We start from the raw sequence: 16,210 nt of genomic DNA, 5'->3' as shown, positions 1-16,210 counted from the left end.
AATCAGCGTCTACTGCATAGTGATAGTTAACATGATATTTAGTACATAGACAACTAAATAGCTATAAAGTTTTCAGTGTTTTTCCAACTTTTTGAAACCATTTTGAAATAATAACGTAAAAAAGATTAACATGTTATAATAATACTAATTATCTAACTTTTAATATAATTGGGGGAATAATAGATGGAAAATATTAAACTAGCAAAAAACGCATTAAATAATGTTATCTATGGAAAAGAAGAAGTTGTAGATCTATTATTTACAGCTTTATTTGCACAGGGGCATGTACTATTAGAAAGTGTTCCAGGAACTGGTAAAACAAAACTAGCTAAGAGCTTTGCTAAAATAATGAATGGCGACTTTAATCGTGTTCAATTTACGCCTGATGTATTACCAAGTGATGTTACTGGCATTCGTTTCTTTAATCCCAAAACACAGGAATTTGAATTACGCGTGGGACCAGTGGTTTCAAATGTACTGCTAGCAGATGAGATTAACCGTGCAACTCCTAAAACACAGTCCAGCTTGTTAGAAGTGATGGAAGAATACCAATCTACAATTGATGGGGAAACAATTAAAGTTGAAGCACCATTTATCGTTATTGCAACGCAAAATCCAGTTGAGAGTAATTATGGAACATTCCCGTTGCCAGAAGCACAATTAGACCGATTCTTATTTAAGGTTGATATTGGATACCCTTCAAAGGAAGAAGAGAAACAAATTCTTACTACATACCGAAATCATGATCCATATGAAGAAATTAAGGCAGTATTATCCTTAGAAGAGATTCGAAAGATTCAACAGGAAATAAAGCAAGTTAAACTATCAGAAGTTGTTTATGATTATTTATTAAATTTAGTACATGCATCTAGAGAGCATCACGAGGTCGAGCTTGGTATTAGCCCACGTGGAATGTTAGCGTTAATGCGTGCTGCACAAGCAAGGGCATTTTTACAAGCGAGAGAGTATGTGACACCAGATGATATCAAAACCCTGACACCATATGTATTTGAGCATCGATTAATATTAACAATGGAAGGATCTATTAAGAAGACTCCAGAGCAACTTGTGAATGAAATTTTACAAGCAGTCCCGGTACCTGTTGAAGAAGGAGCAGTTAGCCAATGATGTGGAGAAAGGAAGTAGGTTCTGAGGATTCGAATAGCTATGATTATATCCTTATAGCCTTTATCACATTCTTTCTAATTGGAGTTATTTTTCGGTCTGCTATTGTTTTTATTGGTGTGGGTATTTTTGCAGCATATTTAATTGCATATAAAATTTACGATAAAAGTATTGGTAGAAGCTTAGTAATGAAAAATGAACCAACTACTGTGAAGCTATTTCCAGGAGAAGAGGCGACGTTGAAATTTGAAATCAAGAATCAGTCGATGTTTCCTTTAATAAATGGTGAATTTGGCTTTCAGCTTGGGTCAGCGATTAAAGCCTATACATTGGTAAAGCAAGACGAGAATTATTGGAGGGAGCTTAAGCTTCCGTTATCGATTATTCAACGGAAAAATACCATTGTAGAATTTCCAATAGTCGCTGAGCAACGTGGGGTATCAAGAGTGAAGAATATTTCCTATTATTTTCCTCATCTTTTGAATTTTAGTATGCTTCGTTTACGGTATACAGGTTTTTATAAGACTGAATATATCGTTTATCCAAGACTACTACCTGTTCAAGGTGCAAATGCTGTATTCCATATGATGCAAGGAGAGAGTCGGTTAAATTACTCTCCATTTGAAGATATTCAAAGCCCGCTTGGAACAAGGGACTACAGCTATAGTGATCCATTCCATAAGATTAATTGGAAAGCGTCGGTTAAAACCCAGAAACTTCAAACTAATATTTACGAAAAGGTAGTAGACCGTTCGTTTGTATTTATTATTAATCTAGGGACAGAGAACGATAAGAATATGGTTAGCTTTAATAAAAATTTAGAGAATTTATTGTCCTATACGGCTTACCTAAGTGAATACGCAACAAAAATGCATGTGCCCTTTGAAATCTTTATCAATGCTCGTAAGCCTGGGAAGGTTTCGTATATTCATTTACATGAGGGGGAAGGAAAAACACATTACATGCATGCCCTAGAAATGCTTGCTAGAGTCCATAAGCAATCACCAATTCAACCGTTCAATAAAATGCTTCATCAAATTGGTAAACAATTTATTAAGCCAAAAACGATTATTTTTATTGGGGATGTTCCGGCTAATGCAATTGGAATGATGAATACATGGAATCAGGTGCAAAACAGTACGTATCAAGTCGTTGATTCTGATGAAGGAGCAAGTATAAAGCCTTTGGTAGTGAAGGGGGCTATACGCGATGCAACATAATCATCCGCTTATAGCCTATGCTTATCATTTTTTTTCAGAGGCAATTCTTCTTTTTTTAATTGCTCTACCTATCTTACACCATCGTTTCTTTTTTGAGCCATATGGAAGCTATTTAATGGTTGTTATAGGAGCTAGTATCTTGTATACAACTCTAACAAAGCTTACAGACAACATTTATGTTTATATTATGGTTACACCGATTTTGTTTGTTGCTTTTCATTTACTGGATTATCCGATTATTTTCTCAGTACTATTTTCAATTCTGCTTACATGGCGTTATATTAATATTCGGAATCAAGAAACAGTAAAAAGAGAAAGCATTTATATTCTTATGACGATCATCTTGACGATCTTCGTCAGTATTTTAGTTCATGATAGTCAAATTATGTTATATCCATTTTTACAATTTAGTATCTTGTTTATCGGATTTGTTTTCAGTCATTTTATCTATGTATCCAAGCAGGATAGAAAGCGAATTGATTATAAGATTCCTGTTTATTTTGTCGGGATACTTAGTGTAGGAGCATTTTTATTTTTTATTTTATTTGAAGGGTTCCGAACGGTTACGGTTACTTTATGGAAAGGACTCTTAGATGGTGCTTCTGGTGCACTAATCGGCATTTCGAATATGCTAAGCTTCTTGGAAGTAGAACAAAGGGGCTGGCCAGAACAGGATAATTCCGATGGGCACGAGTTTAATCCGGAAAACGCTGGACAAGTCATTGAGGAGCCAAGTATTGTAGATCAGTTAACCGGGTTATTGGTCTTAGGAGTAACAGCAGTCTTGTTATGTGCAATCATCATCATCTTATTATGGGTAGTTAAAAAACGTATTGTGAAAAGGTTAAGTGGTGTTGAACAGAGGGATGAGGTAACAATAAACGTGACGGAAGTATCACTAGAGACTCCACGTGAAAATCGTTCTATATTTGGGATTAAACGGTTTTTCAAACCACCTGAACACCCTATTCGTAAAATGTTATTACAATTCGAACGGAAAGCTAACAAGAAACAAAAAGGAAGAAAACCTTTTGAAACAGTAGAGGACTGGTTTAATAGAATTGGTTTAAATGCAAACATAGAAATCTACCAGCGAGTACGATATGGAGAATTAAATGTAAGTGATGACGAAAAAAACACCCTAAAGGAACAGCTGAAAAAAATGGAAGAGATTATTACAGCCAATTAACCGATAATAAAAGGATGATGATATGCAGAATCAACATACTCCTATTACAAACGCCTATCACTTCATAAGTGAAGGAATAATTCTATATTTAATCGTACTTCCATTCATGTTTTATTACTATGATGCTGTGCCTGGATGGAATTATCTCTTGCTATTAGCGGGAACCTGCTTGTTATTTTTATTATTCTCAAATCTTACCAAAAGTAATCTACCATATATCGTGGTAATTCCAGTGATTATCCTAAGCTTTTATTTAATAGGATACACATTGTCTTTATCTATACTCTTTACTGGTGTATTAGTCTGGCGATATGTTGCAATACGAAGTAAAGCATTTTTGAGTAATGAAGCTAATTATTTAATCATTACCTTTCTCCTTACTTTACTCGGTCTATTTATCTTAAAGGAGTTTTACGTCATTTTATTTCTATTCGTTCAGATTTTTACGATATTAATTGGCTTTACAGTTAGTAACTTAGTTGTTATTGAAAAAGAAGAGCGCAGGCAAGTTAATCGTTCAGTATGGTTGAAATGGGGAAGCTTCTTTTCCATTATTACAATCCTGATACTTTCCTTAGCCGATACAGCAACTATTTTTACAAAAGGGGTTTGGGAGTTCTTTGGAAATACCTTAACCTTATTGGTAAGTGGTGTGGCAAAGGTATTGGAGTTTTTGAATATTAATGATCTTTTTCATCCCGAAAATGAGGAACAGCAGTCTGAAGAAATTGGTATGAGTCAAGAGCAAACACCTTTGCCTGAATTTGAAAACCATGATGGGAATTTTGACATATTTTTTGCGATAGTCGTTACCGTCATGCTTATTTTCCTTCTCGTTATCATTTATAGAGTATTGAAATCGAAGCCAAAAGAAGAAAATCATTCTGACGCAGTAGATTTCATGAAAACTGAAGAAAAATTAAAACGTCCAAAAAGAATGTTAAGTCGTCCATTCAAGCGTAGAAAAGTAAGAATAAAACATCCTATCCGAAAGCTAGTCTATGAATTTGAACAAAAAGCGGCATCGTTAGAACTAGGTAGAAGAAGCTATGAATCTATTGAAAATTGGTTTAATCGAGTCGGCTTAGAAGGAAATATTGATATCTATCAGAAGGTTCGGTATGGTGAGCAAGAAGTAACGACATTAGAAGAAAAGGATTTAAGGTATACACTGAGGGAATTAGAAGATAAGTTATTGCATATAAGTCAAAACAGTACGTGATAGTAGCCATTCTTACAAATAAGGGTGGCTACTACATTAGGGGTGGTTGATCGGCATGGTACCAAAAAACCCATATATATCATATGGCTATCATTTTATTAATGAAGCCATCATCTTATTCTTACTTTTAATACCGGTATTCCATTTTTACTATAATTGGGTACCATATTGGAGTTACTTGTTGCTAATAAGTATGATTACAATAGGATTTTCTGTTATAGCAAAAAAAACAACGAGCTATTATCCATACTTCATTTCTTCTCCATTCCTAGTATTATTATTTCTTCTTTGTGGTTATCCATTTTATGTGAGTATATTAATCTCCATTGTCTTAATATGGCGGTACGTTCGAATACGTAGTGAATTAATAATGAGACAAGAGATAAGGAATATGGTCATGACAGGGCTTTTGACTTTAATTATGACCTTACTCATTCGTGAAGTAGAGGTAATCATTTACTTGTTTTTTCAATGTATGGTTATCGTAATTGGATCGTTTGTTAGTCACATCTCAGTGACTTCTATTCGTACGCAGCATAGGTCCAATCGTATGTTGAGTGTAACCTTTGCGATGTTCTTATGTATTGGTGGTATGTTATCCTATTACATTGCGAAGCAGGATATGTTAACTCGATTATGGGATACGATTAGTTATGCTATTTTTCTGGTGATAGGCAGAATTGTAAACCTCTTTCAATTTGTAGAAGATATAGAATTCGCTAACTGGTTACAATCAAGAAGAATGGGAAGTAGAGAAGAGTCTTTAGAAAACGGTACTGCGTTTTTAGATTTCCTACTGCCTGGATATACGCTCTTCATGATTTCTGGTTTTGTACTGAGTGTTATTGGACTTATATATATTATACAAATTTATTCAAATGACTATAGTCCCTTAGGAGAAAGCGTGAGTAAGAGGGTTGCTAATATAATAACGAATAATCGTAAGGAAAAGCATCGTTTATTAAAAAAAATCATACAAAATTTTTCCTTCAAAAGAGCAAATCCTGTGCGCCAAATGGTTTATAAATTTGAGCGGCGTGCAACAAAATATCAAAAGGGTAGAGAAAAGTCTGAAACCGTTGAAGATTGGTTGCGGCGCATTGGTTTTCAAACGAATCTAGAGGTGTATCAGCGGGTACGCTATGGAGAAAAAAATGTTAAGGAGCAGGAAATTTTCACGTTACGTAAAGAATTACAGAAAATTGAGGAAGACTTCAAATCATGATAACATGGTGGATAGTTTTTATGGTATAATACTAGTAATTTCATAATAGGTTTTCTAGGGTTCCGCATATAATTGGTCTGGTCCGAGAGAAAACGTACGGAAGTGTACACGGAGGGAGAAAAGCCCGGGAGGATATCGAGTGATAATGATATCTTTCCGGGCTTTTCCATGTTAGGAGTGATTTAGATGAGACGAGATTGGAATATGGTATGGATTGGTGTAGTATTTGAAATCGGTTGGGTTATTGGCTTAAAGCATGCAAATAGTTGGTGGACATGGGTACTAACAATCGTAGCAATTTATATTAGTATGCACGCATTACTGGTTGCTTCTAATCGCTTGCCAGTTGGAACAACCTATGCTGTGTTTACAGGATTAGGTACTGCTGGAACTGTATTGATGGAAATGATTGTGTTCAAAGAACCATTCAATGGTATAAAGGTATTGTTAATAATGTTGCTTCTAACGGGAGTAATTGGACTAAAAACTGTAACGAAACACTCCGTACAGAAAGGAGAGCAAGGGTAATGGATTGGATTTTCTTGGTGATTGCTGGGTTTGGGGAATTAGTTGGAGTGACGGGAATAAATAAAATTAACCAGAAAAAGACAGTTGGAAATTTTGTTTTTTTAATTGGTGGATTTATGACTAGTTTTTTGTTCCTATCTTTCGCTATGCAAACTATCTCAATGGGTACTGCTTACGCTGTTTGGACAGGCATCGGTACGGTGGGGAGCGTCTTAGTGGGGATGTTCTTCTATAATGAACCTAAAAGTGGTTGGCGCATTCTTTTTATCGGAATGGTTATTTCTTCAGCAGTTGGATTAAAGCTAATATCCTAATAAATGAAGTGTGAAGATAACCGCAATAAGAGATATGGATACTGAAAGAAAAACATATGAAGTGGCATGCTTATAACGCTTTTGTAGGATAAGCTGGATTGTTTCATTTCCAAATGTGGAAAATGTGGTGTATGCACCGCATAATCCAACCCCTAAAAATAGCCATGCGAAGTCAGAAAGCATATGAATGGAATGGAAATAAAATAATATCGCAAGGAAGACAGATCCAGTTATGTTCGCTATCCACGTACCAATTAAGCGCTTATTCATGCTGATAGATAAAAAATAACGGAGGATACTTCCGATGAATCCTCCTATCGTAACTGCAAGTAAATTCATATGCTTTCCCGCCTTCGATTTGCCATCCAATAACCACAAAAACATAAAGTTATTCCACCAATCAGACTAATGATTACATAGCCTGTAGCTAGCAAAATACTAACTTCTCCAAGTACAACTGTTTCAACAGCAAAGGTTGAAAATGTTGTGAACGCACCCAAAATACCAGTAGTAATTCCTATGCGAGACTCCTTAGAAAATGTATTTTTCATGAATGGAACATGTAATAGATAACTTAATAAAAAACAGCCAATCAAATTGGCTATTAACGTTTCAATTGGTAACTTATTTGTTACGGGGAAGCCAATTGAAATTCCATAACGGGATGCTGCCCCAATCATTCCACCGATACCAATTGCTAAGAAGATCTTGAGCTGCTTTAGATGCTCTGACATGCTGGACATAACCCGTAAATTTCAAATTTGTGGTCTTCTATTTCATAGTTAACTAATGACTTTTGCACTTCATCCATCGGACATACTTCGATTTCCTTTGTTTTCCCGCAATCCTTACAGATAAAATGATGATGGTGATGACTTGTACAATTCATACGAAAATGCTTTTCACCATTTAATTCGGTTGCTTCAAGTATTCCGACTTCATTATATAGATGAAGATTTCGGTATATAGTATCAAAGCTAATTCCCTCGTAAGTTTCTTCTAAAAACTGAATTAAATCTTTTGCTGTACGGTAGCCGTCAGCTTTCTCAAAAAATGATAAGATATCTTTTCGTTTTCCCGTAGTTTTATAGCCTTTGTTTTTTAAAATCTCAATAGCATCAGACGTATTCATGAACTAACCCTCACTTTTTTACCAAAACGGATTCGTTTGATACTTATGGAAATAAGTAAGATGATAATCGAAACAACTACGATCGTACCACCAGGTGGAATATTTAAATAATATCCTGATATTAATCCTATCATAACAGCTATTTCTCCGAAAGCAATAGATAAAAACATCATCTGTTTAAAACCTTTGGCAATGCGCATGCTTGCTGCTACCGGCAAGGTCATAAGAGCCGAAACTAATAAAACCCCAACGATCCGAATAGATGCTGCAATAACTAATGCAGTTAATACAATAAAAAGTAAGTGAATAGGTTTTGCGTGAATTCCTGATACTCTCGCATGCTCTTCATCAAACGATAGGGTAAATAATTCTTTATAGAATAACATAATGATAAGAACGACAACGATGGAGATACATAAGATAGAAATAAAATCTCCTTGACTAACTGCTGACACAGAACCGAAGAGATAATTCATTAACTCTGTGTTAAAGCCATCTGCAAGTGCAATAAATATAACACTGAGTCCTACACCACCAGATAAAATAATGGGTATAGCGATTTCTTGATAGGATTTATACACACCGCGAAGCTTTTCAATAAAAATAGATCCTAACACAGAAAAAGCCATGCCACTATATAAGGGTGGGAGTAGCGTGAATGCAAATTTCTTTTCCAAAAATAAGCCAAAGGCAATTCCAGCTAATGTTACATGGGAAAGCGCATCAGCAATTAATGATAGTCGCCTAACGACAATAAATGTCCCTAGTAATGGTGCAATTACACCAATAAGGATTCCGGTTAAAAAGGTATTGCGTAAAAAATCAAATTCAAAAAGATCAGCTAACATTAAATGTTCCTCCAACTAATTATGATCATGCGTGATAAGGCTAACAGGGTGACCATAAACCTCTGAAATTTCCCTATCAGACAGGTTTTCATATTCTCCTGGTTTTCCGTGGAAATGTAAGGTTTTATTCAGGCAAGCAATGTCGGTAGCATATTCTGTCATGGTACCTGTATCATGTGTGACGAGTAACAGTGTAATCCCTTGCTCTTTGTTTAAATTATGAAGTAATTCATAGAAGCGCTGTACATTCTCCGAATCCACTCCAACAGTTGGTTCATCGAGGATTAATAAGGTTGGGTCACTAACGAGTGATCGAGCAATAAAGACCCGCTGCTGCTGACCACCTGACAAATTTCCAATATTCTCGTAGGTATATTCACGCATTCCTACTAAATCTATTGCTTGTCGTATTTTCGCTTTATGTTTTTGGTTGAAAAATTTGAAATAGCCAACTTTCGACGTTAAACCCATAGATACAACTTCAAAGACGGTTGCTGGAAAATCTTTGTTAAAGGAATTCGATTTCTGAGAAACGAACCCAATTTTATTCCAGTCTTTAAATTGTGTGATTGGTGTATTAAACAATTTAATGGTACCGGTAACTGGTTTTAGTTCTCCTAAAAGTAACTTAATTAATGTGGTTTTGCCTCCTCCGTTAGGACCAATAAGTCCCATGAATGAGCCATAGGGTATCTCAAAATTTACATGGTCTAAGACATTTTTATGTTCATAGTTAAAACTAACATCTTGTATGGATATAATGGAATCACGCATCAGTATGTTTCCTTTCTGCTAATTGGTAGCTTTAGTAGGTCGTCTGAGAAAGAAAATCCTGTTCCAGCACCAATATGTTTTTAAGTTTCTCTGTAAGTGAAATAAAATTATATATCATTTATCATGTACTGTGGATTTGCTTGCCACATTTTACTGCCTATTTCCTATAGGTAGTATGAACAAACAGAGCCTGTTTATTGTGATTAACATGTAATACATCATGATAGTTATATTATCGTAATCATTACGATTTGTAAACAAGAATGATTATGTAAGGGTATCTTTCATAAATGACCATTTTAGCGCTTGTTTATTCGACAGTAAGTATAATAGGAAACTTATATCTATCCTGTTAAAATATGAAAATTTATCAATGTATTCTATTTTCTTCTGCAATTTTTATTGCGAAATATCAGAATTTATTTTATAGTTAATTTAGATGGATGGGACACTGTCCTTAATTTTTTACAGTAAAATGAATGAGTATTCATTCAAAAAATGATTGGGGGACAAAACATGAAGCGAACAATCAAGCGTGCTGCAGTCTTAGGTTCAGGAGTCATGGGTTCCGGAATTGCTGCTCACTTGGCTAATATCGGTATTCCAACCTTAATGCTTGACATTGTGCCTAGAGCCCTAACGGAGCAAGAGGAGAAGAAAGGTCTCACACTAGAGGAAAAGGTGGTAAGAAACCGAATCGCAGCACAAAGTAAGCAAGCATTATTGAAGCAAAAGCCATCACCAATTACATCAAAAACTAGCTTAGAGTTAATTGAAATCGGTAACTTGGATGATGATATGGAAAGATTGGCGGATGTAGATTGGATCATTGAGGTAGTGGTTGAGCGTCTAGATGTTAAGAAAAGTGTATTTGAAAAAGTAGATCAATATCGTAAAGAGGGTTCAATCATTAGTTCAAATACGTCAGGAATTTCAGTTGAAGCGATGGTTGAAGGACGTTCTAGTGATTTTCAAAAGCATTTCTTAGGAACGCACTTCTTTAACCCACCTCGTTATTTGAAATTACTAGAAGTTATTCCGACGAAGCATACAGACACCGAAGTATTAGCATTTATGAAGCAATTTGGTGAGGATGTACTTGGAAAAGGTGTTGTAGAAGCGAAAGACACGCCAAACTTCATCGCTAATCGAATTGGTACGTATGGATTATTAGTAACTGTTAGAGAAATGCTTAAGGGTGGCTATAGTGTTGGAGAGGTTGATTCTGTAACTGGTCCACTTATTGGGAGACCCAAAAGCGCAACCTTCAGAACGTTAGATGTAGTAGGGTTAGATACGTTCATTCATGTCGCACGAAATGTGTACGACCAAGTGGATGGTGCTGAAAAAGAAGTATTTGATATACCGGAATTTATGTTGAAAATGCAGGAAAATGGATGGCTAGGTGCTAAAAGTGGCCAAGGATTCTTCCTAAAGCAAAAAGGAAAAGAAGGAAGTACAATCATAGAACTAAATCCAGATACGTTAGAATATGAAAAACGTAAAAAACTAAAATCACCGGCTATAGAAATGGCAAAGCAGGCAAAAGGCTCACGCAACAAATTGAAAGCGCTTGTATCCGCAAAAGGGGATCGTGCCGGAGCTTTAATTTGGTCCATTTTAAAGCCTGCACTGCTCTACTCTGCAGAGCTAGTTGGTGAAATTGCTGATGATATTGTTGCAATCGACCAGGCGATGAAATGGGGATTTGGCTGGGAGATTGGTCCATTTGAAACATGGGATGCTATTGGATTGAAGTCTTCTGTCGAACGCATGCAGCAAGAAGGAGAAACAGTACCGAGCTGGGTCCTTGAATTAATTGAATCTGGCAAAGATTCCTTCTACCGAACGGATAATGGCACCGTATATTATGTTAATCAAGGTGAATATAAAGAACAGGAATTTAATCCAAAAGAAATTAATATTAAGCGCCTAAAAGAAGTAAATGGTGTTATTAAAAAGAATACCGGAGCAAGTTTAATCGATATTGGAGATGGTGTTGCATTATTAGAGTTCCACTCCAAGAGTAATGCAATAGGTTTAGACATTATTCAAATGGTTAACTTTGCGATTGAAGAAGTAGGTAAAAACTATGAAGGGCTCGTTATCGGTAACCAAGGAAAGAACTTCTGTGTCGGAGCTAACTTAGCGTTAATGCTTATGGAAGCACAGGATGACAACTTTTTCGAGCTTGATATGGTGGTTAAAATGTTCCAGGATATGGGTACTACCATCAAGTACTCTGAAAAACCGGTAGTTGTCGCGCCATTTAATATGACACTAGGCGGGGGTACAGAGGTATCGTTACCGGCAGCAGCACTACAAGCATCTGCTGAGACCTATATGGGGCTTGTTGAGTTTGGTGTTGGACTAATTCCTGGTGGCGGTGGTACGAAGGAGTTATATCTAAAACAGCTTCGTAATTTACCAAAGGGAATTGACTTTGACTTGACAAAGGTTGCCAACGATGTATTTGAAAAGGTTGCCATGGCAAAGGTTTCTACCTCTGCAGCAGAAGCAAGAGAAAACGGATTTTTAAATGCTAATGACCGAATTAGTGTTAATCCTGATCATTTAATTTATGATGCGAAGCAACGTGTATTAGAGCTTGCGAAAGCAGGGTACCGTGCTCCAAAACGTGAGAAAATTCCAGTTGTTGGTGAAGCAGGCTATGCAGCGATGCTATTAGGTGCGAAGACACTACAATTTGGAGGCTATGCATCTGACCATGATGTGAAAATCGCTGAAAAGCTAGCATATGTATTATCAGGAGGACGTATTAAAGAAGGTTCTTTAATAGATGAGCAGGTCATGCTTGATTTAGAACGAGAGGCATTTTTAAGTTTAATTGCTGAGCCGAAAACGCAAGCTCGTATGCAACACATGCTACTAAAAGGAAAACCATTAAGAAATTAAAGAAGAGGGGGAAAAAATGTGAAGGAAGCAGTTATTGTCGCAGGTGCTAGAACCCCTGTAGGAAAAGCTAAAAAAGGATCTTTACGTAATACTAGACCGGATGATGTAGCAGCACTAACCATTAAAGAGACACTGAAACGTGCTGGAAACTATGCTGGAAATATCGATGATGTCATTATCGGTTGTGCAATACCAGAAGCAGAACAAGGAATGAACATGGCAAGAAATATTGCCGGACTTGCTGGACTAAAGCATGATGTTCCAGGCATTACCATCAATCGCTATTGCTCATCTGGTTTACAAAGTATTGCATATGCATCAGAGAGAATCATGCTTGGTGCTAGTAACACCATTATTGCTGGTGGAGCAGAATCGATGAGTCTTGTACCAATGCCAGGTCATGTTATTAAACCAAACCCTACTCTCGTAGCAGATGCGCCTGGTTATTATATGGGGATGGGGCACACGGCTGAAGAGGTTGCGAAGCGCTTTGAAATCTCTCGTGCGGATCAGGATGCTTTTGCAGTCCAAAGTCACCAACGTGCTGCGAAAGCTATTGCAGAAGGGAAATTCAAAGACGAAATTGTTCCAGTTGAAGTAACGGAACGAGTTATCGGTAAAAATAACAAAGTAGAAGAGAAATCATTTATGTTTGACACAGATGAAGGGGTAAGGGCAGAAACATCTCTAGAAGTTCTTGCCAAGCTTCGCCCAGCATTCCATGTGCAAGGTTCCGTTACAGCAGGAAATTCATCACAAATGAGTGATGGTGCAGCAACGGTACTAGTAATGGATCGAGAAAAGGCAATAGCAGAAGGATTAACTCCTTTAGTTAAATTCCGCTCCTTTGCAGTTGCAGGGGTGGAACCGGAAATCATGGGAGTAGGACCTGTTAAAGCAATTCCAAAAGCACTTGAAATTGCTGGTTTAAGCATATCAGATGTTGGTTTATTCGAGCTAAACGAAGCGTTTGCTTCCCAATCAGTTCGAGTGATCCAAGCACTTGACTTAGATACAAATATTGTAAACGTAAATGGTGGAGCAATAGCTCTTGGTCATCCGCTAGGAATGACCGGAACAAAATTAACACTAAGTCTAGCTTATGAGATGAAGCGTCGTAATGTTCAATTTGGTGTTGTCACCATGTGTATTGGCGGTGGAATGGGAGCAGCAGGGGTTTTTGAACTCTTGTAATCTAGCAATCTGCTAATTAGATGAAAACCTAAAAAAAGAGAGGATGTTAACTGTGAGTGAAACAAAAGAAAAATTGTTCAAGGGTGGCTCGTTTTTAGTAGAAGATTTAACAGGTGAAGATATCATTACACCGGAAGATTTTACTGATGAACATAAGATGATTGCAAAAACAACAGAGGATTTTGTTGTTGGTGAAGTTCTGCCAGTAGCGGAGAAGTTAGAGAATCATGAATTTGAGCATTCTGTTGCCCTATTGAAAAAAGCAGGCGAGCTTGGTCTCTTAGGAGCCGATGTACCAGAAGAATACGGTGGTCTTGCGCTTGATAAAATAAGTTCTTCCCTAATTACTGAAAAATTCTCACGTGCTGGTGGTTTTTCAATAACACACGGAGCTCACGTCGGAATTGGCTCACTTCCAATTGTGTTCTTTGGAACTGAAGCACAAAAAGAAAAATACTTACCAAAGCTTGCAACTGGGGAACTAATTGCTGCCTATGCGCTTACAGAACCAGGTTCTGGATCAGATGCCCTAGGTGCTAAGACAACTGCAAGGTTAAATGAAGCAGGAACTCATTATATATTAAATGGTGAAAAACAATGGATTACAAACTCAGCATTTGCTGACGTGTTTGTTGTTTACGCTAAAATTGATGGGGAGCATTTCTCTGCATTTATTGTAGAACGTGACTATCCAGGAGTTTCTACTGGACCTGAAGAGAAGAAAATGGGGATAAAGGCTTCTTCTACTCGTACACTAATCCTAGAGGATGCTGAAGTTCCAGTAGATAATCTATTAGGTGAAAAAGGCAGAGGTCATGTGATTGCCTTTAACATCTTAAACGTTGGGCGTTATAAGCTTGCCATCGGTGGTGTAGGTGGAGCAAAACGTGCTCTAGAAGTTGCAACACAGTATGTTAACCAACGTAAGCAGTTTAATACACCAATTTCTAAGTTTTCATTGACACAAGAAAAACTGGCTACGATTGCATCCGAAATATATGCTAATGAAAGTGCTGTATATCGTACAGTTGGTCTTTTTGAACAGCGTATGGGTGCACTAACAGATGAACAATTGAAAGATGGTCGTGAAATCGCTCGTGCAATTGCCGAGTATCAAATTGAGTGTTCTATGAATAAATACACGGCTACTGAACTTTTAGATCATGCAGCAGATGAGGCAGTGCAAATGCATGGCGGATATGGTTTCATGCAAGAATACGAAGTAGAGCGAATTTATCGTGACTCTCGTATTAATCGTATCTTTGAAGGAACAAACGAGATTAATCGTTTATTAGTTCCTGGAACGCTTCTAAAGAAAGCCATGAAGGGAGAGCTACCTTTATTCCAAAAGGCAATGAGTTTACAGGAAGAATTGATGATGCTTATGCCAGAGGAACCTGGCACAGAGCCGCTAGAACAAGAAAAGTATCTACTAAGAAACGCTAAAAAGATTGTTCTATTAGGAGCTGGATTAGCTGCACAAAAATACATGCAAAAAATTGATAATGAACAGGAAATTTTAGTCAATCTTGCTGATATGGTTGCAGAGGTATACAACATGGAAAGTGCAATTCTTCGTACCGAAAAGGCCCTAACTAAATCTGGTGTAGACAAAAATAAACAAAAATTATTATATACACAGGTTTATGTACAGGAAGCGTTTAACCGTATCGAAGCGGATGCAAAAGAAACTCTTATTGCAGTGGAAGACGGAGACAACTTGCGTATGATGCTTTCTTCATTACGTAAATTAACACGACATACACCTACAAATGTAATTGCGAAGAAACGAGAAATTGCAGCTGAAATTATTGAAACAGAGAAATATACGGTTTAAATGAAATGGAAAACCCCTTTACAGCAAATTGTAAAGGGGTTAATTTCTTAATTGGTAATAGATTCCTTTTACCAATAACCCGAAAAAATATCCAATAATAACACCAAGAGTGTTTAGAATGAGGTCATCTACATCAAAGCTCCTCGAAATGATTCCATTTATGGATAGAATTAACTGCATCATTTCAATGAAAAAAGTACTCCCTAAGCCGAGAACGATTATCTGAATGAATGAAACACGCTTCCAAAATAGGAAAGGAAAAATCCCTATTGGAACAAACACAATAACATTTCCCAATAGATTAATGAATGATAGAGACTTGTCCCCAGTGAAGTTTAAATATAGATTGATTGTGTCAAAGGGTACAACATTAATAGAAGCCAGACTTTGAGATACCATATTAGTGGATGGGAAGATGGTTAGATAAAGAAGGCTCTCCACATAGGCTATTAGGATAATGAACGCTAGCTCTCGTAATTTATAGATTTTAAATGGCTTTTTCCTATAATAGATAAGACGTATCCATACATAACATGCTATTGAAATAAGTATAAAAAACACAGGGATTTCATTAATGTATTTCATTATGACTCCTTAACACCAGATATGACTTATCAATAGTATATAAAAATAATTTTAGATAGACGACAAATTACTCCTAATTATCTTATATTTCACAACAAATC

The 16,210-nt window shown here is 36.6% G+C and carries 16 protein-coding genes and 1 riboswitch; of the genes, 10 read left to right on the top strand and 6 right to left on the bottom strand.

Translation table 11 applies throughout. From position 1 onward, the window contains the following. Positions 1–183 precede the first annotated feature (183 nt). The 7 genes from ABC228_RS14570 (at position 184) to ABC228_RS14540 (ending at position 6,823) form a co-directional block, all read left to right on the top strand. Positions 184–1,128 carry an AAA family ATPase gene (locus ABC228_RS14570; RefSeq protein WP_345825890.1) on the top strand — a complete coding sequence of 315 codons (945 nt, stop codon included), beginning with the start codon at positions 184–186 and terminating at the stop codon, positions 1,126–1,128. Continuing rightward, on the top strand, positions 1,125–2,345 hold the full coding sequence (locus ABC228_RS14565; protein WP_345825889.1) for a DUF58 domain-containing protein: 1,221 nt from the start codon (positions 1,125–1,127) through the stop codon (positions 2,343–2,345). The genes ABC228_RS14570 and ABC228_RS14565 overlap by 4 nt, the downstream gene beginning before the upstream one ends. Beyond that, a complete protein-coding gene (locus tag ABC228_RS14560; RefSeq protein WP_345825888.1) occupies positions 2,335–3,534 on the top strand; it encodes a hypothetical protein in 1,200 nt (399 codons plus the stop codon). The genes ABC228_RS14565 and ABC228_RS14560 overlap by 11 nt, the downstream gene beginning before the upstream one ends. A gap of 22 nt (positions 3,535–3,556) precedes the next feature. Further along, entirely contained in the window at positions 3,557–4,756 is a 1,200-nt protein-coding gene (locus tag ABC228_RS14555; RefSeq protein ID WP_345825887.1) for a hypothetical protein, read from the top strand. A 55-nt stretch (positions 4,757–4,811) separates the two neighbouring features. Further along, a complete protein-coding gene (locus ABC228_RS14550; protein ID WP_345825886.1) occupies positions 4,812–5,981 on the top strand; it encodes a hypothetical protein in 1,170 nt (389 codons plus the stop codon). 43 nt (positions 5,982–6,024) lie between these two features. Then, a riboswitch (guanidine-I (ykkC/yxkD leader) is annotated at positions 6,025–6,114 on the top strand. A 53-nt stretch (positions 6,115–6,167) separates the two neighbouring features. Next, a complete protein-coding gene (locus ABC228_RS14545) occupies positions 6,168–6,509 on the top strand; it encodes a DMT family transporter (protein WP_345825885.1) in 342 nt (113 codons plus the stop codon). Further along, on the top strand, positions 6,509–6,823 hold the full coding sequence (locus tag ABC228_RS14540) for a DMT family transporter (RefSeq protein WP_345825884.1): 315 nt from the start codon (positions 6,509–6,511) through the stop codon (positions 6,821–6,823). The genes ABC228_RS14545 and ABC228_RS14540 overlap by 1 nt, the downstream gene beginning before the upstream one ends. Here the strand turns inward: ABC228_RS14540 and crcB are convergent. The 5 genes from crcB to ABC228_RS14515 are packed head-to-tail and all read right to left on the bottom strand — an operon-like array spanning position 6,812 to position 9,577. After that, positions 6,812–7,162 carry a fluoride efflux transporter CrcB gene (gene crcB / locus ABC228_RS14535; RefSeq protein WP_345825883.1) on the bottom strand — a complete coding sequence of 117 codons (351 nt, stop codon included), beginning with the start codon at positions 7,160–7,162 and terminating at the stop codon, positions 6,812–6,814. The genes ABC228_RS14540 and crcB overlap by 12 nt on opposite strands. Further along, positions 7,159–7,557 (bottom strand): fluoride efflux transporter FluC, encoded by a 399-nt coding sequence (locus ABC228_RS14530; protein WP_345825882.1) that lies wholly within the window; start codon positions 7,555–7,557, stop codon positions 7,159–7,161. The genes crcB and ABC228_RS14530 overlap by 4 nt, the downstream gene beginning before the upstream one ends. Then, positions 7,542–7,955, bottom strand: a complete 414-nt coding sequence (locus ABC228_RS14525) for a Fur family transcriptional regulator (RefSeq protein ID WP_345825881.1) — start codon at positions 7,953–7,955, stop codon at positions 7,542–7,544. The genes ABC228_RS14530 and ABC228_RS14525 overlap by 16 nt, the downstream gene beginning before the upstream one ends. Next, the gene (locus ABC228_RS14520; protein ID WP_345825879.1) at positions 7,952–8,803 is read right to left on the bottom strand and encodes a metal ABC transporter permease; all 852 of its coding nucleotides are present in this window, start codon (positions 8,801–8,803) and stop codon (positions 7,952–7,954) included. The genes ABC228_RS14525 and ABC228_RS14520 overlap by 4 nt, the downstream gene beginning before the upstream one ends. Positions 8,804–8,818: 15 nt before the next feature. Beyond that, positions 8,819–9,577, bottom strand: a complete 759-nt coding sequence (locus ABC228_RS14515; RefSeq protein WP_345825878.1) for a metal ABC transporter ATP-binding protein — start codon at positions 9,575–9,577, stop codon at positions 8,819–8,821. Positions 9,578–10,093: 516 nt separating this feature from the next. On the opposite strand from ABC228_RS14515, the gene ABC228_RS14510 reads away from it, so the two are divergent. Genes ABC228_RS14510 through ABC228_RS14500 form a run of 3 tightly spaced genes read left to right on the top strand, consistent with a single transcriptional unit; the run spans position 10,094 to position 15,524 of the window. Continuing rightward, complete coding sequence (locus ABC228_RS14510; RefSeq protein ID WP_345825877.1) at positions 10,094–12,493, top strand: 3-hydroxyacyl-CoA dehydrogenase/enoyl-CoA hydratase family protein; 2,400 nt, start codon at positions 10,094–10,096, stop codon at positions 12,491–12,493. Positions 12,494–12,511: 18 nt separating this feature from the next. Beyond that, positions 12,512–13,687, top strand: coding sequence for an acetyl-CoA C-acetyltransferase (locus ABC228_RS14505; RefSeq protein WP_345825876.1), 1,176 nt, complete (start codon positions 12,512–12,514; stop codon positions 13,685–13,687). 52 nt (positions 13,688–13,739) lie between these two features. Continuing rightward, on the top strand, positions 13,740–15,524 hold the full coding sequence (locus ABC228_RS14500; RefSeq protein ID WP_345825875.1) for an acyl-CoA dehydrogenase family protein: 1,785 nt from the start codon (positions 13,740–13,742) through the stop codon (positions 15,522–15,524). Between the two features lie 39 nt (positions 15,525–15,563). Here ABC228_RS14500 and ABC228_RS14495 read toward each other — a convergent pair whose 3' ends face one another. After that, positions 15,564–16,109, bottom strand: coding sequence for a VanZ family protein (locus ABC228_RS14495; protein WP_345825874.1), 546 nt, complete (start codon positions 16,107–16,109; stop codon positions 15,564–15,566). Positions 16,110–16,210 lie beyond the last annotated feature (101 nt).

It is taken from the genome of Ornithinibacillus xuwenensis (genome assembly GCF_039614845.1).
GTDB classification, from domain to species: domain Bacteria; phylum Bacillota; class Bacilli; order Bacillales; family Amphibacillaceae; genus Ornithinibacillus; species Ornithinibacillus xuwenensis.
Note: the sequence above shows the minus strand (reverse complement) of the source record. Positions and strands in the feature narration are given on the sequence as shown.